Raw genomic sequence first — 25684 nt, 5'->3', positions numbered from 1 at the left:
GGCGGTGGTCGATGGTCAGCTCGCTGCCTCCTGGTCGTGGCCGCCCTGCTCGACCGTCTGGCCCTCGATGCTGTGCTGTCCGCCGTGCGAGACCTGGATCTTGCGCGGCTTGGCCTCCTCGGCGACCGGGAAGGTCAGGGTCAGCACGCCGTCGCTGTAGTCGGCCTCGATCCGGTCGAGGGCGACGCCGTATCCGAGGGTTAGTTGCCGGGCGAAGGTGCCGGCAGGGCGCTCGTGCGAGAGCCACTGCTCGACGTCCCTCTCCTCGCTGCGCTCGGCACGCAACGTGAGGGTCCGGTCCTCGACGTCGATGTCGATGGACGACGGATCGACTCCGGGCAGGTCGACGCGGGCGACGTAGCGCTCGCCGGTGCGGTAGAGGTCCATCGGCATCGCGGCGGCGGCCGTGGGCGGGGGTGCGCATCTCGGACATCAGACGGTCCATCTCGCGCAGCGGGTCAAAGCGGGTCATTGTGTCCTCCCTTGTCCAGTTCTGTCGAGGTGCGTTAGCACTCTCAGTAATAGAGTGCTAACGCCGGGACGTTTCGTCAAGTCCGTGCGGCGTGCGGGTCCACCAATTTTGATCCACAACCGGGGTGCCGCGTCGCCGCAGGTCACAGCCCTGATGTGACGAAAGTTCCGTGAGTTTCCACAGTGTTGTCCACACGCCGTGCTGGGACGTGGGGTGGGTTGTCCCCACGGCCTCCACACCGTGTCCCCAGGTCGTCCACACGGGGATGCTGCGGGTCGGTGACCTCGGCCGTACGGTAGGCCGATTGCGGGTCTGTCGGCGGTGGGTGCTGGACTTCTCGCACAGGTTGAGCACGTGCTGACGACGGGCGAGGAGGCGGTATGACGCTGAGCGAGATGGACGTCTACGGACCGCCGGACCAGGGTGCGCCGAGCGGCCCGGAGGACCGTCTTCCTCCTCAGGATGTCGCCGCCGAGCGCAGCGCGCTGGGCTCCATGATGCTGTCCAAGGACGCCATCGCCGAGTGCTCGGAGATGGTCAAGGCCCAGGACTTCTACCGCCCGGCGCACGAGGGCATCTTCGAGGCCTGCGTGGACCTCTACTCCCGCGGCGAGCCGGTCGACGCGATCACGGTCGGTGACGAGCTGACCAAGCGCGGCGACCTGCAGCGGATCGGCGGGACGGCATACCTGCACCAGCTCATCGCCGAGGTCCCGACCGCCGCCAACGCCGCGTTCTACGCCGAGATCGTCGCCGAGCGCGCGGTGCTGCGGCGGCTCGTGGACGCCGGCACCCGGATCGTGCAGATCGGCTACCAGGGGGGCGACGTCGAGGACATCGTCAACGCCGCGCAGGCCGAGGTGTATGCCGTCGCCGACAAGCGCGGGGGCGAGGACTACCAGGCGCTCGGCATGCTCATCGAGCCCACGATGGACGAGATCGAGCACGCGGCCGGGTCCTCGGGGGAGATGACCGGTGTGCCGACGGGGTTCACCGAGCTCGACGAGCTCACCAACGGCCTGCACCCCGGGCAGATGGTCATCATCGCGGCCAGGCCTGCTGTCGGGAAGTCGACCATCGCCCTGGATTTCGCCCGGGCCGCGGCGATCAAGCATCAGATGGCGACGGTCGTCTTCTCCCTGGAGATGAGCCGGACCGAGATCACCATGCGCCTGCTGTCGGCGGAGTCGGAGATCCCGCTGCAGAACATGCGCAAGGGCAACATGCGCGACCGCGACTGGACCCGGCTGGCCGAGACCCAGGGCCGCATCACCGACGCCCCGCTCTTCATCGACGACAGCCCCAACATGTCGCTCATGGAGATCCGCGCCAAGTGTCGCCGGCTCAAGCAGCGCAACAACCTCAAGCTCGTGATCATCGACTACCTGCAGCTCATGAGCTCGGGCAAGCGGGTCGAGTCGCGCCAGCAAGAGGTCGCGGAGTTCTCCCGCGCGCTCAAGCTGCTGGCCAAGGAGCTCGAGGTGCCGGTCATCGCGCTGTCGCAGCTCAACCGAGGGCCGGAGCAGCGGACGGACAAGAAGCCGCAGATGAGCGACCTTCGTGAGTCGGGCTGCCTCACCGCTGACACGCGCGTGCTGCGCGCCGACACTGGGGCCGAGGTCACGCTCGGTGAGCTTCACGAGCAGGGCGCGACCGACGTGCCGGTGTGGTCCCTCGACGAGTCCCTGCGGTATGTCCGGCGTCATCTCACCCACGTCTTCGCCACCGGGACGCGGCCGGTGTTCCGACTCACTCTCACCTCGGGCAAGACCCTGACAGCGACGGAGAACCACCCCTTCCTGGCCTACGACGGCTGGAAGGCCCTCGGCGACCTGCACGCCGGCGACCGCATCGCCGTGCCGCGCCACGTCCCTGCGCCGGAGCGGCATGAGCCGTGGGCCGACGACGCCGATGTGGTCTCCCTGGCCGACGATCTCGTCGAGGGTCGGGCGTCTCGGCTCCCGGACGAGGCGTGGTTCATGTCTAAGCGTCAGATCGCCGTGCTCGTCGCTGCGATGTGGTCCCGCGAGGGGCAGGTGGGTGTGAGCCCGCACGAGGAGCGACCCACGATCTCCCTTCCCGGGAACCCGTCGGTGCTCGATCAGATCGCCCGACAGTTGCTGCGCTTCGGAATCAGCACGGAGCAGCGGAGTTCAGTGGCGGGCGCCGTCCTGGGCGTTGTGGAGCGGGACGACCAGCGCCGCTTCCTCCAGGAGGTCGCGCCTCATGGCGACCTGGGGCCAGACGTGGCGGGGGCTCTCGCGCTGGTGCGAAACGGTGCAGGCCACGCCGCCGCGCCTCGGCTGTCGGAGCCTTCTCCGCTGTGGGCCGAGGTGGGCAAGGTCATGAGGCGTGAGGATGCTGGCTCGTTGAGCTCGGTGGTCGATGTGCTGGACAAGGAGGAGCTGGACCTCGCAGCCGTCAACGACGTGCTCTTCGGGCAGATCCAGTCGGTGGAGCTGGTGGGCATCGAGGAGGTCTACGACGCCACCGTGCTCGGTGGCCACAACTTCGTCGCCAACGGCATCGCGGTTCACAACTCGATCGAGCAGGACGCCGACGTCGTGATCCTGCTGCACCGCGAGTCGCTCTACGAGCGGGAGTCGCCTCGCGAGGGCGAGGCGGACGTCATTGTTGCCAAGCACAGGAACGGCCCGACTGACACTGTGGTTGTCGCATTCCAGGGCCACTACAGCCGATTCACGAATATGGCCAGCAACTTCTGAGCCTCATGCATGGCGACGGACGGTCAGCGCCCCGCTTCGCGCACCAGGAGCGCGACCTGCACCCGGTTGGTCACCGCCAGTTTGTCGAAGATGCGCGCCAGGTGGGTCTTCACCGTGGGCAACGAGAGGTGGAGCTGCTCGGCGATGTCCGCATTGGTCAGGCCCTGTGCGACCCGTTCGGCGATCTGAGCTTCCCGCTCGGACAATCTCGCCACCCGCTCCGTCCCTGGCGCGGGAGACCCTGCGGCCGAGAGCAACCGGTTGAGCGCTTCGGGCGAGAAGGTCATCGTCCCTGCAGCGGCCTGCCTGATCGCATTGACCAGTTGCCCGGGGGACGTATGTTTGAGCAAGAAGCCGGCGGCTCCCGCGCGCAGTGCCCCGAGGACGAACTCATCGGTCGCGAAAGCTGTCAACACGACCACGGCGGGAGCGTCGGGCAGGGCCCGGACCGCTGCGGTCGCCGCCACCCCGTCTCGGCGCGGCATCCGCACGTCCATGAGGACGACGTCGGGACGCAACTCGCGTGCCAGCTGCTCTGCCTCGATCCCGTCCCGCGCTTCCCCCGCGATGGTGATCTCCTGCGACCCCTCCAGCACGAGCCGAAGCCCCGCCCGGATGAGCGCCTCATCGTCGACGAGAAGGACCCTCAACTCTGCCACGGCAACCATGCTCGCACGACGAAGCTCCGACCCTGTGCCTCTGCCCGGAACCTGCCACCAGCCAACGCCACCCGTTCGTTGAGGCCGACCAGACCGACCCGTGATCCCCTCGCCGCAACGTCCCGGTCAGGCAGCGGGTTGCTGATCACCACGTGGATGCCGTCATCGACGGCTCCGTCGACGCGCACCGATATCGGCTGGCCCGGTGCATGTTTGAGCGCGTTCGTCAGGCACTCCTGGACGACCCGGTGCAGGTGGGACGTCAGCGTCGCGGGCGGCTCCTGAACAGGCATGGAGAGGTCTGTCTCGATCTGGGCTCCGGCCTCGACGACCTCCTCGAGCACTCGCTGGATGTCGACCATGGTGGGAGCGGGCAGCGCATCGGCGCCGTCGCTGCGCAGGACCGTGAGGGTATTGGCCAGCTCCTCCGAGGCCTCCTGGACTGCTCGGCGGATCGTGCCCATGGTCACCCTGACCTGTTCCGGAGTCAGATCGTCGCGGTACTCCAGCCCACCCGCATGCAGCGCGACGAGGGCGAGTCGGTGGGAGACCGTGTCATGCATCTCCCGGGCGATCCTGGTTCGCTCTGCCGTTCTGGCCTGCTCGGCGCGGGCCTGCTGGCCGGCGCGTGCGGTCGCCGCCTCACGTCGCAGCGAGTGCAGCAACGCCCGACGGCTGCCCTGATAGAGGCCGGTCACCACGAGGACGGTGGCCAGTCCCACCCCGGCGAAGGTGACCAGCAGAAGGTCACCACGTGGATATGCCTGGCTCTCGAGGAGAAGACCCACGACGAGGACGCCCATCAGGGCCAGGACGGCTGCGGCGATCCACGTCGGGCGACGCCGAGCCGACAGCGAGCTGACCGCGATGAGGGCTGGCAGGAACGCTCCCCCCGAGAAGGCCGAGCAGGCGATCACCAGCAGGCCCCAGCGCAACGCCCTACGCTCCCGCCGCGGATCGAGCAGCCACTGCGGCGGGCCGCTGTCGCGGTGCAGGACTCGGGGCAGCACGACCAGTGCGACGACACCGAGGACGATGTCCACGAGCATCAAGAGCACCGTCAGGTCATCCGACAGTCCTCGGTCGATCACGGTTCCCCACGACACGAGGGTTGCCAGTGGCGCGGCCACGACGACCCGACCATCAGCAGGAGCCGTCGCCGCGCGCCTTCGTCACGAGCGTGTGGGGTGTTCAGCTGCCCCATGAGCGGTGCCGGCATCATCACGGGTTCAGTGCTCGGCGCTGCCCATGAGTCCGGGCTGTCACCGTGAGGGGACTGATGCTGTCCGGGTTGAGTCTGAGGATGCTCGGGCTGGGACACGCGCTCAACGTAAGCGACCGGAGCTCTGCCGAGTGTCAGCCGATGGGATGAACTTCGTTGATCCCATCGGCGCCGGCTGGTGTACTCCTGCCTGATACCGGGACGACCACGACAATCCCATGATCGAAGAATGACGACTCAGATCCTCCCGACGACCTCCCCCGACGCTCCATCATCGGTTTCCGACGAAGACCGGGACGCGACCCAGAACGACCTGTCGTACCACCGTGTGGCACTGACCCACGCCCGCCCTCGTTGGTGGCGCCCGTTGCTGACCGTCGTGTTCTCGGGGGTCGCTTACGCCGTGCTGGTTTTCGCAACCGGCATCCTGACAATGATCGTCATCTACTTCGTCCCCTACCTGGAGCCCGCCATGACGGTGTGGGCGGAAACGGACACGTTCGACCTCGACACCCCCTCGGTCTGGTCCTGGGCTGCGGGATGCTCGCCCTGATGATCCCGGCCGTGGCTATCGGCCTGCGACTGGCCGAGAAGCAGTCGTTGGGCAGGCTCTCCTCCGTGGCCGGTCACCTCCGTGGTGCGCTGCTGGTGCCGATGCTCGGCCTGGCCGCCCTTGTCTTCACCCCGTACGTGGCAATCGATGCTCTCGTCCAATGGCACCAGGGCAGCCTCGACATCAGCATCACCAACCGCGCCCTGCTGATGATCACCCTGGCTCTGCTCGTCGTCCCCTTTCAGGCCGCAGCCGAGGAGTACGTCTTCCGGGGGCTGCCGCAGCAGGTACTCGGAGCGTGGCTGAAGAGCCCGTGGTGGGGCATTCTCATCCCGATCCCGTTCTTCGTCCTCGGCCACACCTACGACCTCTACGGGCAGGTCAACATCGGCGTCTTCGCCCTCGCCATGGGCATCCTCGTGTGGCGCACAGGTGGTCTGGAGGCGGCGATCGCGCTGCACGTCGTCAACAACCTGGTGGTCCTGATCGGTGACGTCATCGGGTTCTCGCACGCCACGACGCACGAGGTCTCCGTGGCGGCGTTCTGGTTCTCCAACGGCATCATCATCGCCTTCACCGCCCTGGCGATCACCTACCACCACCGGGTGACACACCGAGGCCGCGGATCTGAGGTCACACCCTGTGTGTAGGTGCGAGAACGGGGCGACCGGGAAAGACGCAAGCCCACAGATCGCCCGGGGTGGTCCCCACCGACCACGACGTGGTCGAGCAGCACGTCACTGATGCACGTGCGCCCGCTGCCCCTCCCGGTCGAAGATCATGACGACCTCGGCGGGCCCGCCGATCGCACGGATCGCGTGCGGCGTCATCGTGGAGAACTCGGCCGCCTCGCCGGTGCCGATCTCGATCTCCCGCTCCCCGAGGAGGAGGCGGACCCGTCCCTCGATGACCACGAACCAGTCGTGCCCGGGGTGCACCCGCTGGGCCGGCGCAGACGTGGTCGGCTCCAGGCGCATCTTGATGGCCACCGTGCGTCCGTCGGGTCGGCTCAGGGGCCACGTCGTGTGGTCGCCGGAGCTGTGCGGGGACGGGCGGATGACGACGTCCTCGTCGCCCGGGGTCTCGAAGAGCGCGTCCAGGCTGACGCCGAGCGCCTGAGCCAGCGGCACGAGCACGTCCAACCCGAGCGTGCGTTTGCCGGTCTCGATCCGGCTGATGGTCGAGGGGCTGAGGTGGGTGCGCTCCGCCAGCTCCTCGAGCGAGTACCCCAGGGTGCTGCGCAGGCTGCGCAGCCGGGTGCGGGCCAAGGTCTCGACGTCGGTGGCGGTGGGCATGGAATTATGATGTCAGAACTTGCGAATACCGCAAAAGGGTTCCCGCATGCCGCATGACGCGTCTACGGTGGAGTCATGACGATGCACGCACACCCCGAGCAGCACGACCACGCCGACCGCCCTCCCGTCGAGCGTCAGTGCGACGTCGCGGTCATTGGCGGGTCGGCCGCCGGCCTGACCGCCGCCCTGCAGCTCGCGCGGCAGCGGCGCACCGTGGTCGCCGTCGACGACGGGACCCCGCGCAACGCCCCGGCCGCCCACATGCACGGCTACCTCGGTCGGGAGGCCGCGGCGCCCTCCGAGCTGCTGGCGGTCGGTCGCGAGGAGGTCCGCGGCTACGGGGGTGAGATCCTCACCGGTCGCGTGCTCGCCGTCCGACCAGGGGAGGACGGTCGCTTCCGCGTCGAGCTCAGCGGCGGGCATACCCTCCTGGCCCGGCGGGTCCTCGCTGCCACCGGCATCCGAGACGACCTCCCCGACATCGAGGGGCTCGCGCCCCGCTGGGGGCAGGACGTCATCCATTGCCCGTTCTGCCACGGCTACGAGGTCCGCGACCAGCGCCTCGTCCAGATCGTCACACACGATGGCCTGCACCCGACCGCGCTGCTCCGCCACCTGACCGACCGGCTCACGGTCGTCCTGCACGACGTGGCGGGCGTCGACGAGGCTGTTCTCACCGCGCTCGAGGTCGCCGGCGTGTCCGTCGTGCGCACCGGCGTGCGGCGCGTGGTCACCGGGTCGGACGGCGCCGTGACCGGCGTGGAGCTGGTCGACGGGGCGCTGCTGGAGGCCGACGCGGTCCTCGTCGGCACCCGCTTCCACGCCCGCGTCGAGGCGCTGGCGTCGCTCGGGATCGAGGCGACCGCGCACCCGAGCGGTCTGGGTGAGGTGCTGCAGGTGGACCCGATGACCGGGGAGACCACGGTGCCCGGGGTGTACGGCGCGGGCAATCTCACCGACCCGTCCTTGCAGGTGCTGCCGTCGGCCGCCCACGGGAGCCGGGTCGGCGCCATCATCGCCTTCAGCCTCGCCGACGAGGACATACGCTCGGCGCAGCGCACCGCGGGCGAGGAGGGTGACTGGGACGCGCGCTACGGCACCGGGGAGCGGATGTGGAGCGGCAACCCCAACGGCACCCTCGTCACCGAGGTCAGGGGTATGCCGCCCGGCCGGGCTCTCGACGTCGGTGCCGGTGAGGGTGGCGACTCGTTGTGGCTGGCCGAGCAGGGGTGGGACGTCACGGCTGCCGACATCTCCGGTGCGGCGCTGGAGCACGTCGGGGCGGAGGCGGAGCGCCGTGGGCTCGCGGTGAGCCTGCTGCACCGGGACGTCAACGCTCCTGACGCCGTCGGTGGCGCCACCTACGACCTCGTCTCGCTCCAGTACGGCTCGTTCCTGCGGACCCCGGAGCAACGAGGCCTGCGCACCCTGCTGGGTGCCGTCGCCCCGGGCGGGACGCTCCTCGTGGTCGGCCACGACCTGTCCCCGATGCGCGAGCCCGTGGACCCCGCCGAGCAGACCCGCATGTTCGACCCCGAGGCCTATGTCGGTGTCGAGGAGGTCGCCGCAGCGCTCGCGACGCAGGGCGGGTGGACCGTGCAGGTGCACGCGACCCGTCCCCGCCCGTCCGGCGCGGTGTCGACGCACCACGTCGACGACGTGGTCCTGCGGGCGGTCAGGGCCGCAGCAACGCCTTGATCGCCCTCCGCTCGTCCATCGCGGCATACCCCTCGGCGGCCTGCTCCAGGGGCAGCTCCAGGTCGAAGACCCGGCCCGGGTCGATCTCCCGGTCCAGCACCAGACGCAGCAGGTCGGGGAGGTAGGCGCGCACCGGTGCGATGCCGCCGCGCAGCCCCACGTTGCGGTAGAACATGTGCTCCTGCGGGATGTCGGTCACGTGCGGGACGCCGACCCAGCCGACCATCCCGCCCGGCCGCGCGGACTGCAGCGCCTGCACGACCGAGTCCTGGGTGCCGACGCACTCGAGCACGGCGTCAGCGCCGATCCCGTCGGTCAGCTCGCGGACGGCGGCCACCCCCTCGTCGCCGCGCTCGGCGACGACGTCGGTGGCCCCGAACTCCCGGGTCAGCCGCTGCCGGTCCTCGTACCTGCTCATGGCGATGATCCGCTCGGCGCCCATGACGCGCGCCGCGAGCACGCCGCACAGGCCCACCGCGCCGTCACCCACGACGACCACGCTCCCGCCCTCGCGCACCCCAGCGCAGACCGCGGCGTGCCAGCCGGTCCCCATGACGTCGGAGAGGGCCAGCAGGCTCGGGACCAGGTCGTCGTCGGGCCGACCGGGGGTGGCCAGGAGCGTCCCGTCGGCGTTCGGGATGCGGATGCGCTCGGCCTGGCACCCGGCATACCCGCCGCCGTTCTGACAGTTGGCGTGCTGGCCGACCCGGCAGACCGGGCAGGTGTTGTCGCTGTGCAGGAAGCCACCGACCACGAAGTCCCCCGCCTGCACGGTCGACACCTGCGACCCGGTCTCCTCGACGACACCGACGAACTCGTGGCCGATGGGCCGGGGCTCGGCCACCTGCGAGATCCCGCGGTAGGGCCACAGGTCGGACCCGCAGACGCAGGCGGCGACCGTGCGGACGACGGCGTCGGTGGGCTCGGTCACGGTGGGGTCCTCCCGGTCCTCCACCCGGATGTCCCCCGGTCCGTGGATGACTGCTCCGCGCATGCTTCCTCCTGTGCTGCTGGTCCGTGCTGCTCGTCCCGGGCGGTCCGGCGGGTGCCGGCCGACCGTGGTGGACCGTACCTCAGACGCCTCGGCGGTGCCGTCCGACGGGCCCCCGTCACGGGGCGACCGTGCCCGGCCACCACCTAGGGTCGCCCCATGGCCCACACCTCCCCACGGCGCGCCGTCGCCACGATCGTCCTGGCGATGCTGCTCGGGACCTCGGTGTGGTTCAGCGCCAACAGCGCCGCCGACGGGCTGCGGGTCGAGTGGGGCCTGGACGCGGTGGGCATCGGGAGGCTGACCCTGGCGGTGCAGCTGGGGTTCGCGCTCGGCACCATCCTCATGGCGGTGTCCAGCCTGGCCGACCGGTTCCGCGCCAGCCGGGTCTTCGCGGTGTCGGCGCTGGCGGCCGGCCTGACCAACGCCGGGTTCGCGCTGCTGGCCTCGGACCTCACCGAGGGCATGGTGTGGCGCTTCCTCACCGGCGTGACCCTGGCGGGGGTCTACCCGCTCGGGATGAAGATGGTCGTCTCCTGGGACCCGGGCCGGGCCGGGGCGACGCTCGGGTGGCTCGTCGGGATGCTCACCCTCGGCACGGCGCTGCCGCACGGCATCCGCGCCGCCGGCGTGGGCCTGGACTGGGCCCAGGTGATGCTCACGTCCTCGGTCCTCGCCCTCGTCGCGGCGGCGCTGGTCCTGCATCTCGGGGACGGCCCGCACCTGCCGCGGGGGGCGCCCGGCGGGTTGCGCTGGGGCGCCGTGCTGCGCGCCTTCACGGTGTCCGACTACCGCTTCGCCTCGCTCGGCTACTTCGGCCACATGTGGGAGCTCTACGCCTTCTGGACCCTCGTGCCGCTGCTCGTCGCCGACGCGCTGGCCGACGCGTCGTCCGTCGGCGGCCTCGTCCCCGGCTGGTCCTTCGCCGTCATCGCGGTCGGCGCGGTCGGCTGCGTGGTCGGCGGCCGGCTGTCGTCCACCTGGGGCAGCGGGCGGGTCGCGGCGACGGCGCTCGCCGCCTCCGGGCTGGTGTGTGCGGCATACCCGCTGCTCTCGGACGGACCGACCTGGCTGGTGCTGGCGGTGCTGCTGCTCTGGGGCGTCGCGGTGATCACCGACTCCCCGCAGTTCTCGGCGCTCAGCGCCCGCACCTGCCCGCAGGACCTCGTCGGCAGTGCCCTGGCGATCCAGAACAGCCTCGGCTTCGCCCTCAGCGCCGGGTCGATCCTGCTGGTCTCCACCACGTATGCGGGCCTCGGCGCCGCGGTCGCGTGGCTGCTGCTGCCGTTCCCGGTCCTGGGGTTGCTGGCGATGGCGCGCGAGCGCCGCCACGGTTCACGACCCCGCATCCTGGCCTGAGGGTCCCGTCGCGGGTCAGCCCTCCGGTCGCCAGAGGGGGTGTGGTCGGCGATGACGTCGGCCACCGTGCGGGGCCGGCGACCGAGCAGCCGGCCCAGCGTCGGGTCGACCGCGGCCGCGTCACCCCGGCGCAGACCCACGTGCAGCACCGTCTGCACCAGCGTCTGGGTCAGCGTCAGCCCGCCGACGGTCCGTGTGACCGGGTCCCCGCAGCCGGCAGGTCGCACCCACCCCTGGGCGTCCGCACCGCGCATGCGGCAGGCTGGGCCCCGTGTCGAGCAACCAGTCGGTCCGGATCCGCAGGGCTGTGACGCGGTATGCCGCGGGGCACGAGGCCCTGCGCGCCGCCACCGACTCCTACGTCTCGCTGGTCACCCAGCTGCTCGACGACGCCGGCATCAACTACCTGGCGGTGACCGGTCGGACCAAGTCGGTGGAGTCCTTCGCCGGCAAGGCCGCCCGGCGCACCAGCACCGGGCGGCTGGCCTTCCCCAAGCCGCTCACCGACATCACCGACCAGATCGGCGTGCGCGTGGTGACCTACGTGCAGGACGACGTCGACGCGGTGGCCCAGCTGCTCGACGCTCAGCTCGAGGTCCGCGACGACCGTGACATGGGCCAGGAGACCGCGGCCGAGGGCCGCTTCGGCTACGCCAGCCGCCACCTGCTCGTCGCCCTGGACGACGAGCGGGCCCGGGCGGCCGGCATACCCGCGGGGCGGCCGGCGTCGGTCCAGATCCGCACCGTGCTCCAGCACGCCTGGGCCGAGTTCGAGCACGACATCCGCTACAAGGGGTCGGTGCCGCAGGAGCACGCCCACGACTTCGACCGGCGGTTCACCCTCGCGGCCGGGCTGCTGGAGCTCGCCGACCAGCAGTTCTCCGCGATCCGCGACCGGCACCGCCGCGAGCTGACGTCGCCCCCGGACGTCGCGGACGACGACCCGCGGATCGGCGCCACCGACCTCGCCGCCTTCCTCGCCGGCCAGTTCACCGAGGCCGGGTGGTCGCGCACCGACCACTACACGTGGATCAGCGGCCTGCTGCTCGAGCTCGGCGTCACCTCGCTGGCCGAGCTGCGCGACGTGCTCCGCGACGTCGACGACAACGCGATCGACGCCCGGATGGGCTACCGCTACCCCCCGGGTGCGGTGCGCCGGCTCGACGACTCGCTGCTCTCGGTCTACGGGGAGCGATACGTCGGGCTGCACGGCAACGCCCACCGCCACGACCTGCTGACTGCCAGGCTGGCGCGGCTCACCGGTTGAGCGCTGCCAGACTGGCGGCATGCGCGCCATCGTCCTGTCCTCGGCCCGTGCGACGCCGGAGGTGCGGGAGATCCCGGAGCCGGTCCCCCCGCCGGACGGTGTCGTCGTGCAGGTGCACGCGACCGGGCTGTGCCGCAGCGACTGGCACGCCTGGGCCGGCCACGACGACATCGCCTTCCCGCATGTGCCCGGTCACGAGCTCGCCGGGGTCGTCACCGACGTGGGTGCGCAGGTGCGACGGTGGCGGGAGGGGGACCGGGTCACGGTGCCCTTCGTCTGCGGGTGCGGCCGGTGCCACTGGTGCCGCACGGGCCAGGCCCAGGTCTGCCCGGACCAGCAGCAGCCTGGGTTCACCCACGACGGGTCGTTCGCCGAGCAGGTGGCCCTGCACGCGGCCGACACCAACCTCGTGGCCGTCCCACCGACGATCGAGCTCACCACGGCGGCGAGCCTGGGGTGCCGGTTCGCCACGGCATACCGGGCCGTCGTCGACCGGGCCCGGGTGGCGCCCGAGGAGTGGGTGAGCGTCGTCGGCGCCGGAGGTGTCGGCCTCAGCGTCGTGATGGTGGCCCGGGCGCGGGGGGCCCGCGTGGTCGCCGTCGACCGCAACCCCCAGGCGCTCGCCGTCGCCGCCGGGCTGGGGGCCGAGCACACCGTCCTCGCCGACGGCACCGACGTCCCCGCGGCCATCCACGACCTGACCGGCGGCGGCAGCCACGTGGCCGTGGACGCCGTCGGCGGCGAGCAGACCTGCCGCGACGCCCTGCTCGGGCTGCGTCGGCGGCGGGCGCCACGTCCAGGTCGGGCTGCTGCCGGGGGCGGTCGGCCACCCTCGGGTCCCGCTGGAGCGGGTCATCGGGTGGGAGCTGACCTGCTGGGCAGCCACGGCATGCCGGCCGTCGACTACCCGGCGATGCTGGCTCTCATCGAGCAGGGCTCGCTCGCGCCCGAGCGGCTCGTCGAGCGCACGGTCGGGCTGCAGGAGGCGGCGGACCTCCTCCCGGTGTTCGACCGCGCCGTCGTCGCCGGGATGACGCTCGTCGACCCGCGCCGCTGACCCGCGCCGCTGACCCGCCGACCCCTCGGCCCGCTGCCGGAGGACGGTGCGTGGTCAGCCGTCCTGCTGCGGCTCGTTCAGCCGGGTGACCATGATGTCGAGTCCCTGCCGGGCCGCCAGCTCGGCCTGCCGGACCCGCTCGTGCATCTGGCGAGCCGCCTCGAGCGCCAGGACGGCGCGCCGCTCGGCCTCCCGACAGGCCTCGACGCCCTGCTCCCGCTCGCGCCGGTCGGCGGACCGGTCGTCGTGGTAGCGCTGGACCTCCGCCGCCGCCAGGTCGACGGCCCGGTCGACGAGGAAACGGTAGGACGCCCGCACCTTCTTCTCCGTGGTCTTGCGCGCGAGGCCGTCGACCTCCTCCTGCATCCCCTGTCGCATGAACGGCAACGGGTCCGAGGTGTAGGCCGCCTCCTGCACCGCCCGCTCGGCGGCGGCCAGCCGCTCCCGGGCGTCGGTCAGACCACGCTCGGCCTCGCGCACCGCGGCGGTGGCTGCCTCCAGGTGCGGTCCGAGGCGCGAGTCGAGGGTGTAGGTCAGCTGCTCGCGCTCTCCTGGGTCGAGCCCGTCCGCCACCATCGCTGCGCCTCCTTCGTGTCCCGGTCGCCCCACCTTCTCATCCAGGGGCGGTCGGGATCGACGCCCCTCGCGCCGGCGACCGCGGCCGCCGGGCTCAGAAGACCGGCTTGCCGCCCGTCACCCCGAGCACGGTGCCGGAGACGTAGCTCGCCTCGTCGGAGGCCAGGAAGACATAGGCCGCCGCGACCTCGACCGGATGGCCGGCCCGACCGAGCGGGGTGTCCGACCCGAAGCCCTCGACCTTGTCCGCGGCCATCGTCGAGGGGATGAGCGGGGTCCAGATCGGGCCTGGTGCCACGGCGTTCACCCGTACGCCGCGCTGCCCCAGCTCGGCGGCCAGGTTGACCACGAGGTTGTTGAGCGCAGCCTTGGTGGCCGCGTAGTCGAGCAGGTGGTCCGAGGGCGAGTAGGCCTGGATCGAGGTCGTGACGATGACCGACCCACCCGGGCTCAGCTCGTCGGCCAGCGCCCGCACCAGCCAGAACGGCGAGAAGACGTTGGTCGCGAAGGTCCGCTCGACCTGCTCGGGAGGGAACTCCTCGAGCAGGTCGTGGGTCATCTGGTAGGCCGCGTTGGCGACCAGCACGTCCAGCCCGCCGAGGGCGTCGACGGCGTCCCGGGCGACCTGCTCGTTGGTCTCCCGGTCCCGCAGGTCGACGGCGAACAGGTGGCAGGTGCCCCCGGTCTCCTCGACCAGCTGCCGGGTGCGCTCGGCGTCCGCCTGCTCCTGCGGCAGGTGCGCCACGGCGACGGCGGCGCCCTCCTTGGCGAAGGTGAGGGCGACGGCACGCCCGATCCCGGAGTCTCCGCCGGTGATGAGCGCACGTCGCCCCGGGAGGCGGTCCCGACCCGTCCAGGACTGCTCGCCGTGGTCGGGCTGCGGGTCGAGGTCGGCGACTGTGCCGGGCCAGTCCTGGTGCTGGCCGGGGAGCGAGGACAGGTCTGCTCTGGTCATGCTGCTCTCCTTGCGGTGAGGTGCTGACGGACGGGTGGTCGGCTCAGACGTCGCGGGCCCAGTGGCGCAGCGCGCCGCAGGCCTCGAGGAAGTCCTGGGGGGTGGCGGTCCCCAGGTCGTGGCAGGCCTCGTCGAGGCTGCCGTCGATGCCCCCGGCCCGCAGCAGCGCCTGCGCGCCGGGCAGGTGGCCGATGACCTTGTAGTGGCTGAAGGCGTCCGAGACGAAGTCACGGGTGGCGGGGTGCCCGGCGAGCTCGTCGGCGGCACCGTCCGCGCCGAGCAGCGCCACGGCGTCGAAGAGGACCGAGGGTGCTCCGTCGATCTTGTGGTCCACCGGTCGGCGCTCGCCGTCGGCGAGGGTGACCCCGCCGACCTTGAGGCCGATCGTCTCGACGAGGGCACCGCCCTGCTCGAAGGTCTCGCGCAGGCCGTCCAGGACCTCAGCGTCCACGCCGTCGGTGACGAGGATGCCGAGCTTGCGCCCGGCGAAGCTCTGCGGTGCCCGCGACATCATGCTCAGCGCCGGCGAGTCGGGCAGGTCGTGGTTCGGCTGCACGTGCGGCGGCGTCGCCTCCGGCAGGTCCATCCCCAGGCCGTCGGCGACCGCGGCGGCGAGTCCCTCGTCGACGTTGCGCAGGTTGGCCACCACGCGGGTCCGGATCTGCGGGATCTCGCACTTGGAGAGCTCGAAGACGAAGGCCATCCGGATGTGCTGCTGCTCGGTCGCGCTCTGGCTGCGCCAGAACTGCCCCGCCTGGGAGTAGTGGTCGGCGAAGGACTCCGGGCGGACGCGACGGGTGTCGCCGCTCTCGTGCCGGGGCACGCTGCGGTAGCCCCGCTCGGCGTCGGCCCGCGGGCCGGCCGCCGCCCCGGTGAAGGAGTTGGGCTCGTAGGTGGCGCGGCCGGACTGCGCGCCGGTCTGCATGTGCCCGTCCCGCTGGAAGTGCGCCACCGGGCACCGGGGCGCGTTGATGGGCAGCTGGGTGAAGTTGGGGCTGCCCAGCCGCTTGAGCTGGGTGTCCAGGTAGGAGAAGTTGCGGCCCTGCAGCAGCGGGTCGTTGGTGAAGTCGAGGCCACGCACGATGTTCTGGGTGCAGAAGGCGACCTGCTCGGTCTCGCTGAAGACGTTGTCGACCACCCGCTCCAGGCGCATGGTCCCGATGACGCGCAGCGGCACCTGCTCCTCGGGGATGATCTTGGTCGAGTCGAGTACGTCGAACTCGAACTGGTCGGCGAACTCGTCGTCGAAGGTCTGCACGGCGAGGTCCCACTCCGGCAGGTCGCCGTTGTTGATGGCCTGCCACAGGTCACGGCGGTGGAAGTCGGGGTCGGCCCCGTTGATCTTCACGGCCTCGTTCCACACCACGGACTGCAGGCCCTGGCGGGGCACCCAGTGGAACTTCACGTAGGTGCTGCGGCCGTCCGCGTCCACCATCCGGAAGGTGTGCACGCCGAAGCCCTGCATGAAGCGGAAGGACCGTGGGATGGTGCGGTCCGACATCTGCCACAGCAACATGTGCGTGGACTCGGGCATGAGGCTGGCGAAGTCCCAGAAGGTGTCGTGCGCGGACTGGGCCTGCGGCCAGCCGCGGTCCTGCTCCTCCTTGACGGCGTGGACCAGGTCGGGGAACTTCACCGCGTCCTGGACGAAGAAGACGGGGATGTTGTTGCCGACGAGGTCCCAGTTGCCCTCGTCGGTGTAGAACTTCGTGGCGAAGCCTCGCACGTCGCGCGCGAGGTCGAAGGACCCCAGGTTGCCGGCGACGGTCGAGAAGCGGACGAAGACCGGGGTCTGCTTGCCCGCCTCGGCGAAGAGCGAGGCACAGGTCAGGTCGGACAGGTCCTCGGCCGCGGTGAAGGTGCCGTGCGCGCCGTACCCGCGGGCGTGGACCACCCGCTCCGGGATGCGCTCGTGGTCGAAGTGGAAGATCTTCTCGCGCAGTGCGAAGTCCTCGAGCAGGGTCGGGCCGCGGTCACCGACCTTCAGGGAGTTCTGGTCGTCGGCGAGCGGCACCCCCTGCGCCGTGGTCAGGACCTCCTGGTCGGGTCCGGGCTGCTGGTGCAGCTCACCGCCCTGCCCCGGCTCGGTCCGGTCGGTGTAGAGCGGGTTGTCGGCGGCCTGGCCCGCGGTGCTGGGGCTCGGCGGGCGGGGCACCTCCGGCGCCGGGGGGTAGGACGGAACTGCCGGCTCGTGGCGGTGCGCTGCGGGGACGGTGGCGTCGTGGTCGCTGTGGCCCATGTCGGTCTCCTCGGTGGTCGGTAGGCACGCCCGACGGCCCGGTCGGTCGAGGGTGCGGGCCCTCGTCGACGCTAACCATCCTCGTGGGGTCCCGCGCGCTCATCCGCCACGGGCGGACGGGGCTAGGGGCGCGAGCCCTCCGGCCGGTCCTCGTCGCGCGGGCGCGGGCGGCCCTCGTCGCCCAGGGCCGCCTGACCGGCTTTGTCGCAGACGGAGCGGATCTGGCTGGTGTACTTCCCCGTCGTCTGCCGGTCGGCGAAGTCGGCGGCCTTGTCGAGGTAGGACCGCGTCTTCTCCGGGTCCTTGCGGGCGAAGCGGCGGGCCGCGTCGGCGGCGGCGCCCAGGGCGGCGATCTTGCGCAACGGCATGTCTCGTCCTCTGATCGGGTATGGCGGTCCTGTCACCGGCTCAATGTCCCGGCGCCGCTGATGTCTCCGCGCGACGCCCACGCCGCGCACCCGGCCCAGCCGCCCGTGGGCACGCCGCGCGGCCGGGGGCGCGGCTCCTAGGCTGGAGCCATGCAGATCGGATTCAAGCTGTTCGCCGAGAACTTCTCCCCCACCGAGCTCGTGCGGCAGGCCGTGGAGGCCGAGCGGGCGGGCTTCGACTTCGTCGAGATCAGCGACCACTTCCACCCCTGGCTGCCCGAGCACGAGCACTCGCCCTTCGTCTGGTCGGTGCTCGGCGCGATCGCCGCGTCGACGGAGCGCATCGGGCTGGCGACCGGGGTGACGTGCCCGACCATCCGTTACCACCCGGCGATCATCGCCCAGGCCGCGGCGACCACGCAGATCCTGTCCGGGGGGCGTTTCACCCTCGGGGTGGGGTCGGGCGAGCGGCTCAACGAGCACGTCGTCGGCCAGGGCTGGCCCGAGGTGCGCGACCGGCACCAGATGCTGCGCGAGGCCCTCGAGATCATCCGCCTGCTCTGGCAGGGCGGCTACCACTCCTACCGCGGGGAGTTCCTCACCCTCGAGGACGCCCGGGTCTTCGACCTGCCCGAGACGCTGCCGGACATCGTCGTGGCCATCGGCGGGCCGCAGGCGGCCCGGGTGGCCGCCCAGCAGGGCGACGGCATCTTCGCGACCGACCCGGACGCCTCGCTCATCGAGGCCTTCGAGCAGGCCGGTGGCTCCGGGCCGCGCTACAACGAGGTGCCGCTCGCCTGGGCCCCGGACGAGCAGTCCGCGGCCGAGTCGGCGCACCGGATGTTCCGCTTCGGGCTCGGCAGCTGGCGGGTCAACAGCGAGCTCCCCAACCCGCCCCACTTCGATGCCGCCACGCAGTTCATCACCCCGGACTCGATGCGCGAGGTCTTCGCCTGCGGCCCCGACGTGGAGCGCCACCTGGAGGTCGTGCGGCAGTTTGCCGACGCGGGCTTCGACCACCTGGCGCTCATCAACGCGGGGCCGGACGTCGACGGCTTCATGCGGTTCTTCAGCGAGGAGTTGCTCCCCCGGTTGCAGGGCCACTCGGCCGAGGTGTCCTGACCGGACAGGTCGGTACACCGAGGCGACGCCCGAGGGCGGGACGGCGGGTGGCGCGACCGCACCGATCTGCAGCCCGTTACTTCCCGGACCGTCCCCGCCACGTGCGTCACGTGGGCACCAGGCGAAGCACGCTGCAGGGATATGTGCACACTCCCGGGAGATAACGCGCGCGTGTGAACAGATCGCCGCAGCCTGTGGCTCTGAGGTCCGTGAGGCTGCAGTCGAGCGGCCCGGCGCCGTCCGCGGTGGCCCCACGCCGGCCGCGTCGCCCGGCGCCGGGCGCGGTCGTTCGGCGAGGCTCACCGGACCCGGCCGCTGAGTGGGAGACACCATGCCCCGGCATGCGCGACCGGGACCTCATGCCTCGATGACGCAGTCCTCCAACGGCGTGGAGCAGCACAGCAGCACCTTGTCGGCGGCGATCTCGCGGGGCCGGATGCCACCGCCGTGCCGCATGTCGACGCTGCCGGTGAGCAGCTGGCTCTTGCAGGTGCCGCACACCCCCTCCGCGCAGGACGAGGGCAGGCTCAACCCGGCCCGGGCGGCTGCGGCCAGGATCGTCTGGCCGGCGGCGCAGGGCACCTCCCGGCCGCTGCGCGTCAGAGTGACGGTATGCATCGCCGTCCCGGCGGCGTCCCCGTCGCCCACGCCCTCGTCGGACGCCGGGACGTCCGGCGCGGGTGCGTCGCCTGCCACCACGCCCCCGCTGGTGTCGAGGACGAAGGACTCCTGGTGGCACCGCAGCGGGTCGCACCCGAGCTCGGCCAGCAGCCCGCGCACGGCGTCCATGTAGGGCGCCGGCCCGCAGGTGAAGACCTCCCGGCCGGCGGCGTCGGGCACCAGCTCACGGAGCAAACCGGCGGTCAGTCGACCACGGGCACCACGCCATACCTCGTCCTCGCTGTCGCCCTCGCAGACCACGGCGACGCGCAGCCAGGGCAACGCCGCCTCCAGCTGCTCGAGCTCGCGGCGGAAGATGATGTCTGCCGGAGTCCGTGCGCTGTGCACGAAGACGACGTCGTGCGTGCCCTCGCTCCGCGCGAGCGTCCGCAGCATCGACATCACCGGCGTGATGCCGCTGCCGGCAGACAGCAGCAGGTGCGCGGCCGCCGGGTGCTCGTCGGTGCTGAAGACCCCCATCGGCCCGCTCACCCGCAGCCGACCTCCGGGCTCGAACCGGTCGTGCAGCCACCCCGATACCGGCCCCTGCCGCTTCACCGTCAGCGTGAGCGTACCGATCTGCAGCGGGGAGGAGGCGATGGTGTAGCAGCGGCTGAGCCACTGTCCGTCCAGGTCCACGGTGACGGTGACGTACTGCCCCGGCCGGAAGCGCAGCGCCGCGCCGTCCGGGACGCTCAGGGTGAGGCTGCGCACGTCGTGGGTCACCTGCTCGACCCCGACGCAGACGAGCTCCGCGTCGACCTGGTCCAGGTAGGCCGGCGCCCGCGTCCCACGGGTCAGGACCTCGGTCATCGCGCCAGCTCCTCGCGCAGCCGCGCGACGTACCACGCGACGAAGGACTCGACCTGCCGCTCGCTGGGTGAGTAGGGCCCGGGCACGTAGGCCGGGTCTCCCACCCCCTGCTGCGCCCGGGCGCAGAACTCGCCGTCCTCCTCGTTGGTGTGGTCCCACACCTCGGTGAGCCGCTCGAGGTCGTAGTGCTCGCCCTCCACGGCGTCCTCGTGCACCAGCCAGGTGGTGCGCACCAGGGTCCGGTCGGGGGCCAGCGGCAGCACCGCGAAGGTGACGACGTGGTCGGAGAGGAAGTGGAACCACGCGTTGGGCTGGGTGTGCACCGAGGCCCGCCCCAGCCGCGCCGTGTCGAAGTCGGCCAGGAGGCGGCGGGAGGCGACGGCCCCGTCGACGGTGTAGGACTCCCCGGCGCCGTCCAGCGCCTCGCGCTGGACCCGGAAGGCGGTGGACCGCTCCTCCTCCAGGGCCTCGACCTCGGCGAAGGCCATGCCCCGCTCGCGGCAAGCGGTCTCCAGCGCGGCCTCGGCCGCGAGGTAGCGCTCGTGGGCGGGCATGAGGCGGGCCGGGATCTTGTCGCGGTCGTAGCCCCAGGTCGGGAAGAAGGTGCAGGTCAGCTCGGGGTGCCCACCCTCGCAGTGGTAGCACTCCCGGTTGTTCTCTATCACCAGCTTCCAGTTGGCGTGCTCGATGAGGTCGTGCTGGGCCGCGACCTTGGTGCGCAGCGGCTGGTGCGGGTCGAGATAGGGAGCGACGGTCGCCGCCATCTCCTCCCAGTCTTCGGGCGGGTCCTCGGCGAGGCTGACGAAGACGAGCCCGGAGACCGTGCGCACGTGGACCCGTCGCAGCCCGAAGCAGGACGTGTCGAACGTCGGTGCCTGGTCGCCGGCGTGCAGCAGGGTGCCGTCGGTGGCGTAGGTCCACCGGTGGTAGCCGCAGACGATGTTGCCGACCGACCCGGAACGCTCGGTGAGCACCCGGAGCCCCGGTGCCGGCACACGTTGCGCAGCGCGCTCACCTCCTCGTCGTCGTCGCGCACGACGATGACCGAGTGCGGGCCGATGTCGACGGTGACGAAGTCGCCGGGCTCGGCGACCTCGGCCTCGGTCGCGACGAAGATCCAGCACCGTGCCCACACCGCCGCCAGGTCGGCGTCGTAGACCTCCTGGCTGGTGTAGAAGGGCGCGTCCAGGCTGAAGCCCGGCACCCGCCGGGCGACCATCCCGGCGAGGTCGGTGGTCCCGGTCGCTATCTGCGTGGGGGTGCTGGTGAGGGTGGTCGTCATCGGATCCTCTTTCGGGTATGCCGGTCAGATGGCCAGGCAGAGGCGGAGCGCGTCGTAGATCGCGGCGTGGATGTTGCGGCTGGCGACGGCGTCGCCGATCCGGAAGAGCTGGAAGCCCGAGCCGGCAGGGTGGGGCAGGCCGCCGCCCACCCCCACGAGCTGCGGCTGCACGGCGAGCAGCGCGTCGTGGTCGACCGCGCCGGCGTTGACCGACAGCGGCACGAGCTGGTGGTAGAGGTCGTCGAGCGGGAGGGTGCCGTGCTCCACCACGACCTGGTCGACCCGGCGCTCCACCTCGGCACCGGAGTAGTCGTGGCGCAACCGGGCGACGAGCCCGCCCTCGGGGTGGCGCGTGACGCCGACCAGACGGGTCGCGAGGGTGACCACGACGTCGTGCTCGTCGAAGGCCCGCAGGTAGGCAGGTGAGTTCATCCCCCCGACGAGGGGCGCGATCATCCGTTCGGGCGTGACGAACTCCACCCGGGCCCCGCGGCCCGCCAGCAGCTCGGCGGCGTCGACGCCCGGCTCGGCGCCGTTGTCGTCGTAGACGACCACGCTGCCACCCTCCCGCACCTCGCCGGACATCACGTCCCAGGTGTCACGCACCAGCCCGGTGCCCTCGAGCAGGAAGTCGTGGTTCGGCATACCCCCGGTGGCCACGATGACGACGTCCGGCTCCTCGGCGAGCACCGTCTCGACCTCCGCGAAGACGCCGAGGCGCAGGTCGACACCGGTGTGCTTGAGCTCACTGACCCGCCAGTCGACGACCCCGACGAGGTCGCGCCGGCGGCCCGGGCGCGAGGCCAGCTTGACCTGGCCCCCCGGGAGGTCGTCGGCCTCCAGGACGACGACGTCGTGACCGCGCTCGCCGAGCACCCTGCCGGCCTCGAGCCCGGCGGGACCGGCGCCGACGACGACCACCTTGCGGCGCACCGGTGCGGGCGGGACGACGTGGCTGAGCGTGAGCTCGCGCCCGGCCGCCGGGTTGTGCAGGCACTTGGCGTCGCCCGAGGCGTAGATCGCGTCCAGGCAGTAGTTGGCGCCGACGCAGGGCCGCACCCGGTCCTCCTCGCCGGCGGCGATCTTGGCGACGAGGTAGGGATCGGCCATCTGCGGGCGCGTCATCCCCACCAGGTCGAGCAGCCCGTCGCGGATCGCGTGCCGGGCGGTCGCCGCGTCGGAGATCCGCGAGGCGTGCATGACGGGGATGTCGACCTCACGGCGGATCTCCCCGGCGAAGTCGAGGAAGGGCGCGGACGGGGTGCCCATCGAGGGGATGACCCGGGCGAGCGTCGCGTCGCTCTCGATGGTGCCCTTGATCACGCTGAGCAGGTCCACGCCGTCCTGCGTGAACGCGCGCAGCGCGGTGAGCGCCTCCTCGCGCTGCAGGCCGTCGGGCCGGTCCTCGTCCATCGACATGCGGATCGCGAGGACCGGCTCCGGCCCCAGCGCGGCACGCACGGCACGGATGACTCGCCGGGGGAAGGCCATCCGGTGCTCGAGGGAGCCGCCCCACTCGTCGTCCCGGTGGTTCGTCGCGGGGGAGAGGAAGGCGTCCAGCAGGTGGCCGTAGCTCTGCAGCTCGATGCCGTCGAGCCCGCCCTCGACGCAGCGCTGGGCGGCGCTGACGTAGTCCTCGACGATGCGGTCGAGGTCCCACGCCTCGGCGACCTTGGGGAAGGCCCGGTGCGCCGGCTCGCGCAGCGGCGAGGGGAAGACCGTCGGCAGCCAGTCGCCGGTGTAGTTGCTGGTCCGCCGCCCCAGGTGGGTCACCTGGCACATGACGGCGGCACCCTCCTCGTGCACGGCGTCGGTGAGGCGGCGCATCCAGGGCACGATCTCGTCGCGGTGCAGCTCGAGGTTGCCGAAGGCGGGCGGGCTGTCGCGGGCGATGACCGCCGAGCCACCGATCATGGTGAGACCGACACCGCCTCGGGCCTTCTCCACGTGGTAGGCGAGGTAGCGCTCGCGCGGCAGCCCACCCTCGGCGTAGGCCGGCTCGTGGCTGGTGCTCACGACCCGGTTCCGCAGCCGGAGCCCCTTGATCGTGAAGGGGTCCAGGAGCGGGTCGAGGGTGCGCATACCGCGAGTCTGCGGTGCGGGTCCTCGCGCGCACCAGCGCCGGAAAATGCACGATGTCGTGCACACTGGCTGCATGATCGACCGGCGCCTGCAGGTGCTGCGGATGGTGGCCCAGCGCGGCACCGTGACGGGTGCCGCCGAGGCCCTGAGCTACACCCCCTCGGCGGTCTCCCAGCAGCTGCGGACCCTGGGCCGGGAGCTGGGGGTCGACCTGCTGGTGCACGACGGGCGCGGCGTGCGGCTCAGCCCCGCGGCGCAGGTGCTCCTGGACCGCACCGACGAGCTGGTGTCCCGGTGGGAGGAGATCCGCGCCGAGGTCGCCCGGGTGGCCGAGACCGGCGGCGGGGTGCTGCGCCTGGCCGGCTTCTCGACCGCCGCCTCGGCGCTCCTGCCCGAGGTGGCGGCGCGCGTCCACGCCGAGCTCGGCGCCGAGGTCCAGATCGTCGAGGCCGACCCCGAGGAGTGCTTCGAGCTGCTCCTCACCGGGCGGGCCGACGTCGCCGTCGTCGTGGCGCTCTCGACCCTCCCGCCCAGCACGGACAGCCGCTTCGAGCAGCGCCCGCTGGTGGAGGACCCGATCGACCTCCTGGTGCGTGCGGGCGATCCGCTGGCGAGCCGGGAGTCGGTGCCCCTGCGGGATCTCGCGGGGGAGCGCTGGATCATGGACCGGCCGGGGCGGCCCTACCACGAGCTGCTCCAGACCGCCTGCACCGGCGCCGGCTTCACCCCGACGGTCGCGCACTACGCCGCGGAGTGGGACACCGGCGCGGCGCTCGTGGGGGCAGGCCTGGGCATCGCGCTCGTGCCGCGCCTGGCCCAGATCCCCACCGCCTACCCGGTGGTCAGGGTGCCACTGCACGGTGATCCGGCTCCGGCGCGCTACCTGCGGACCGGCATCCGTCGTGGCAGCGCCGACCACCCGGGCATCGCGACCGCGCTCGGGGCGCTCCGGGAGGCGGCCGCCGCCCGCTGACCGCGCCCGGTCAGCGGCTCAGGCGGACGGCGGCGGGGGCGGCGGCGTGCGGCTGGTCGAGCCGGTGTCCCGCCCGTCGTCGACCGGGCGGTCCTGCGGGTCGCTCGCCGGGTCGCGACCGTCCCTCCCAAGCGCCGCCTGGCTCGCCTTGTCGCTGGCCGAGCGGATCTGCGAGGAGTACTTCCCCTTGGTCTGCCGGTCGGCGAAGTCGGCGGCCTTGTCCAGGTAGGACTGCGTCTTGTCCGGGTTCTTGCGCGCGAAGCGGCGGGCCGCATCCAGGGCGGCGCCGAGCGCGGCGGTCTTGCGGGGCATGCTCATCCTCTCGTCGGACTGCTCTGGAGGTGTGTCAACGCCCCGCCGGGTCAGAAGTTTCCCGCCGCTGCTGCTCAGGGCGGCTCGGGCGGCGCCGCGGCGGCGGGGCGGATCAGGCGGTCCGCGCGTAGGTCTCGCGGATCACGGCCACCAGCTCGTCGAGCCAGGCCGGCGGGTCCTGCCGCCACCAGATGAGGTGGACCGCCACGGTCGGCGCGTCCCGGACCCGGCGGAAGACCACCCCGGTGCGGGAGTACTGCGCCGCCGTCGCCTGTGAGGTCAGCCCGATCGCCCGGCCCGCAGCGATCGCGGTGAGCCACTCGTCGGTGCCCCGGACCTCGCGGTAGGACCCGGGAGCCTGCTGCGGGGTCCAGAGGTCGGGGGTCGTCGTGCCGGTGGCGACGTCGAGGGCCACGGTCTGACCCGCGTAGTCGGCCATCCGCAGGCTGCGGCGGCGCGCGAGCTCGTGCTCGACGGGCAGCGCCGCCATCCGTTCCTCGTGACCGAGCACCGCGCTCGCCAGCTGCGAGACGCCGGGGTCGCGGCGCACCACGGCGACCTCGGCGATCCCCTCGGTGAGCCCGGCGAAGCGGGTCGTGCTGTTGACGAAGGTCAGCTCCGAGCCCGGGTGCCGCCGGGCCCACTCCCGCTGCACGGTCGCGGTGTGCATGCCGAGCGCGGCCCAGGCGAACCCGACCCGGACCTCGCCACCCTCGTCCTGGGCCGCCCGCACCAACCCGGCGGCCTCGTCCTGCAACCGGCGGGCGTACGCCACGACGCGCCGCCCGGCGACGGTGAGGGTCACGACACCCGACCGCCACGCTGCAGCAGCCGCACGCCGAGCGCCTGCTCGAGCGCCCCCACGTGGCGCGAGACCGACGCCTGCGTCGTCCGCAGCGCGATCGCGGCGTCGGTGAAGGTGCCCTCGTCGACGACGGCGAGGAACGAGCGCAGGTCGCGCAACGACAGGTCGGTCGGAGGCATACGACAAGTGTATGCAGAT

22 protein-coding genes and 3 pseudogenes are annotated in these 25684 nt (G+C 72.0%); 9 read left to right on the top strand and 16 right to left on the bottom strand.

The features are described 5' to 3' along the window. Positions 1-15: 15 nt before the first annotated feature. A pseudogene (locus FU792_RS16335) lies at positions 16-472 on the bottom strand (Hsp20/alpha crystallin family protein). A 380-nt stretch (positions 473-852) separates the two neighbouring features. On the opposite strand from FU792_RS16335, the gene dnaB reads away from it, so the two are divergent. Beyond that, complete coding sequence (gene dnaB, locus FU792_RS16330; protein ID WP_022923509.1) at positions 853-3198, top strand: replicative DNA helicase; 2346 nt, start codon at positions 853-855, stop codon at positions 3196-3198. Positions 3199-3221: 23 nt separating this feature from the next. Here the strand turns inward: dnaB and FU792_RS16325 are convergent, their stop codons facing one another. Together FU792_RS16325 and FU792_RS16320 are read right to left on the bottom strand one after the other, a co-directional pair. After that, the gene (locus tag FU792_RS16325) at positions 3222-3866 is read right to left on the bottom strand and encodes a response regulator (RefSeq protein WP_022923510.1); all 645 of its coding nucleotides are present in this window, start codon (positions 3864-3866) and stop codon (positions 3222-3224) included. Further along, a complete protein-coding gene (locus FU792_RS16320; RefSeq protein ID WP_149814906.1) occupies positions 3845-4906 on the bottom strand; it encodes a sensor histidine kinase in 1062 nt (353 codons plus the stop codon). The genes FU792_RS16325 and FU792_RS16320 overlap by 22 nt, the downstream gene beginning before the upstream one ends. Positions 4907-5308: 402 nt before the next feature. On the opposite strand from FU792_RS16320, the gene FU792_RS16315 reads away from it, so the two are divergent. Beyond that, positions 5309-5632: a hypothetical protein gene (locus FU792_RS16315; protein WP_149814905.1), complete on the top strand. Its 324-nt coding sequence runs from the start codon at positions 5309-5311 to the stop codon at positions 5630-5632. A gap of 11 nt (positions 5633-5643) precedes the next feature. After that, entirely contained in the window at positions 5644-6282 is a 639-nt protein-coding gene (locus tag FU792_RS16310) for a CPBP family intramembrane glutamic endopeptidase (RefSeq protein WP_161600290.1), read from the top strand. 87 nt (positions 6283-6369) lie between these two features. Here FU792_RS16310 and FU792_RS16305 read toward each other — a convergent pair whose 3' ends face one another. Beyond that, positions 6370-6927 (bottom strand): helix-turn-helix domain-containing protein, encoded by a 558-nt coding sequence (locus FU792_RS16305; RefSeq protein ID WP_022923513.1) that lies wholly within the window; start codon positions 6925-6927, stop codon positions 6370-6372. A 75-nt stretch (positions 6928-7002) separates the two neighbouring features. Between FU792_RS16305 and FU792_RS16300 the strand changes: the two genes are divergently transcribed. Beyond that, the gene (locus FU792_RS16300) at positions 7003-8625 is read left to right on the top strand and encodes an FAD-dependent oxidoreductase (RefSeq protein WP_149814903.1); all 1623 of its coding nucleotides are present in this window, start codon (positions 7003-7005) and stop codon (positions 8623-8625) included. On the opposite strand, the gene FU792_RS16295 is transcribed toward FU792_RS16300, so the two are convergent. After that, a complete protein-coding gene (locus tag FU792_RS16295; protein ID WP_022923515.1) occupies positions 8603-9619 on the bottom strand; it encodes a zinc-dependent alcohol dehydrogenase family protein in 1017 nt (338 codons plus the stop codon). The genes FU792_RS16300 and FU792_RS16295 overlap by 23 nt on opposite strands. Before the next feature lie 156 nt (positions 9620-9775). Between FU792_RS16295 and FU792_RS16290 the strand changes: the two genes are divergently transcribed. The 3 genes and pseudogenes from FU792_RS16290 (at position 9776) to FU792_RS16280 (ending at position 13299) form a co-directional block, all read left to right on the top strand. After that, positions 9776-10975 carry an MFS transporter gene (locus FU792_RS16290; protein ID WP_022923516.1) on the top strand — a complete coding sequence of 400 codons (1200 nt, stop codon included), beginning with the start codon at positions 9776-9778 and terminating at the stop codon, positions 10973-10975. Positions 10976-11246: 271 nt separating this feature from the next. Beyond that, the gene (locus FU792_RS16285; RefSeq protein ID WP_022923518.1) at positions 11247-12242 is read left to right on the top strand and encodes a GTP pyrophosphokinase; all 996 of its coding nucleotides are present in this window, start codon (positions 11247-11249) and stop codon (positions 12240-12242) included. A gap of 19 nt (positions 12243-12261) precedes the next feature. Then, a pseudogene (locus FU792_RS16280) lies at positions 12262-13299 on the top strand (alcohol dehydrogenase catalytic domain-containing protein). 54 nt (positions 13300-13353) lie between these two features. Here FU792_RS16280 and FU792_RS16275 read toward each other — a convergent pair. The 4 genes from FU792_RS16275 to FU792_RS16260 all read right to left on the bottom strand — a co-directional run bounded on the left by FU792_RS16275 (position 13354) and on the right by FU792_RS16260 (position 17437). Beyond that, the gene (locus FU792_RS16275; protein WP_022923519.1) at positions 13354-13875 is read right to left on the bottom strand and encodes a hypothetical protein; all 522 of its coding nucleotides are present in this window, start codon (positions 13873-13875) and stop codon (positions 13354-13356) included. Between the two features lie 94 nt (positions 13876-13969). Then, on the bottom strand, positions 13970-14830 hold the full coding sequence (locus tag FU792_RS16270) for an SDR family oxidoreductase (protein WP_022923520.1): 861 nt from the start codon (positions 14828-14830) through the stop codon (positions 13970-13972). Between the two features lie 43 nt (positions 14831-14873). Then, a complete protein-coding gene (locus FU792_RS16265) occupies positions 14874-17069 on the bottom strand; it encodes a catalase (protein WP_022923521.1) in 2196 nt (731 codons plus the stop codon). Positions 17070-17191: 122 nt separating this feature from the next. Next, positions 17192-17437: an antitoxin gene (locus tag FU792_RS16260; protein WP_022923522.1), complete on the bottom strand. Its 246-nt coding sequence runs from the start codon at positions 17435-17437 to the stop codon at positions 17192-17194. Between the two features lie 150 nt (positions 17438-17587). On the opposite strand from FU792_RS16260, the gene FU792_RS16255 reads away from it, so the two are divergent. Further along, positions 17588-18559: a TIGR03557 family F420-dependent LLM class oxidoreductase gene (locus FU792_RS16255; RefSeq protein WP_022923523.1), complete on the top strand. Its 972-nt coding sequence runs from the start codon at positions 17588-17590 to the stop codon at positions 18557-18559. 357 nt (positions 18560-18916) lie between these two features. On the opposite strand, the gene FU792_RS16250 is transcribed toward FU792_RS16255, so the two are convergent. From FU792_RS16250 to FU792_RS16240, 4 genes and pseudogenes are all read right to left on the bottom strand, one after another. Continuing rightward, the gene (locus FU792_RS16250; RefSeq protein ID WP_022923524.1) at positions 18917-20032 is read right to left on the bottom strand and encodes an FAD-binding oxidoreductase; all 1116 of its coding nucleotides are present in this window, start codon (positions 20030-20032) and stop codon (positions 18917-18919) included. After that, on the bottom strand, positions 20029-21027 hold the full coding sequence (locus FU792_RS16245; RefSeq protein WP_238706013.1) for an SRPBCC family protein: 999 nt from the start codon (positions 21025-21027) through the stop codon (positions 20029-20031). The genes FU792_RS16250 and FU792_RS16245 overlap by 4 nt, the downstream gene beginning before the upstream one ends. A gap of 41 nt (positions 21028-21068) precedes the next feature. After that, positions 21069-21251, bottom strand: a pseudogene (locus FU792_RS18250) (aromatic ring-hydroxylating dioxygenase subunit alpha); the annotation flags it as partial. Between the two features lie 87 nt (positions 21252-21338). Then, positions 21339-23396 carry an NADH:flavin oxidoreductase gene (locus tag FU792_RS16240; protein WP_022923526.1) on the bottom strand — a complete coding sequence of 686 codons (2058 nt, stop codon included), beginning with the start codon at positions 23394-23396 and terminating at the stop codon, positions 21339-21341. A gap of 73 nt (positions 23397-23469) precedes the next feature. On the opposite strand from FU792_RS16240, the gene FU792_RS16235 reads away from it, so the two are divergent. Next, positions 23470-24369 carry a LysR family transcriptional regulator gene (locus FU792_RS16235; protein WP_022923527.1) on the top strand — a complete coding sequence of 300 codons (900 nt, stop codon included), beginning with the start codon at positions 23470-23472 and terminating at the stop codon, positions 24367-24369. Between the two features lie 18 nt (positions 24370-24387). On the opposite strand, the gene FU792_RS16230 is transcribed toward FU792_RS16235, so the two are convergent. The 3 genes from FU792_RS16230 to FU792_RS18245 form a co-directional block, all read right to left on the bottom strand. Beyond that, positions 24388-24681 carry an antitoxin gene (locus tag FU792_RS16230; protein WP_161600289.1) on the bottom strand — a complete coding sequence of 98 codons (294 nt, stop codon included), beginning with the start codon at positions 24679-24681 and terminating at the stop codon, positions 24388-24390. A gap of 112 nt (positions 24682-24793) precedes the next feature. Next, a complete protein-coding gene (locus FU792_RS16225; RefSeq protein ID WP_238706012.1) occupies positions 24794-25486 on the bottom strand; it encodes a LysR substrate-binding domain-containing protein in 693 nt (230 codons plus the stop codon). Further along, positions 25483-25665, bottom strand: coding sequence for a helix-turn-helix domain-containing protein (locus FU792_RS18245; protein WP_238706011.1), 183 nt, complete (start codon positions 25663-25665; stop codon positions 25483-25485). The genes FU792_RS16225 and FU792_RS18245 overlap by 4 nt, the downstream gene beginning before the upstream one ends. Positions 25666-25684: the final 19 nt, after the last annotated feature.

The organism is Serinicoccus marinus DSM 15273 (genome assembly GCF_008386315.1).
Taxonomy (GTDB): Bacteria; Actinomycetota; Actinomycetes; order Actinomycetales; family Dermatophilaceae; genus Ornithinicoccus; species Ornithinicoccus marinus.
Note: the sequence above shows the minus strand (reverse complement) of the source record. Positions and strands in the feature narration are given on the sequence as shown.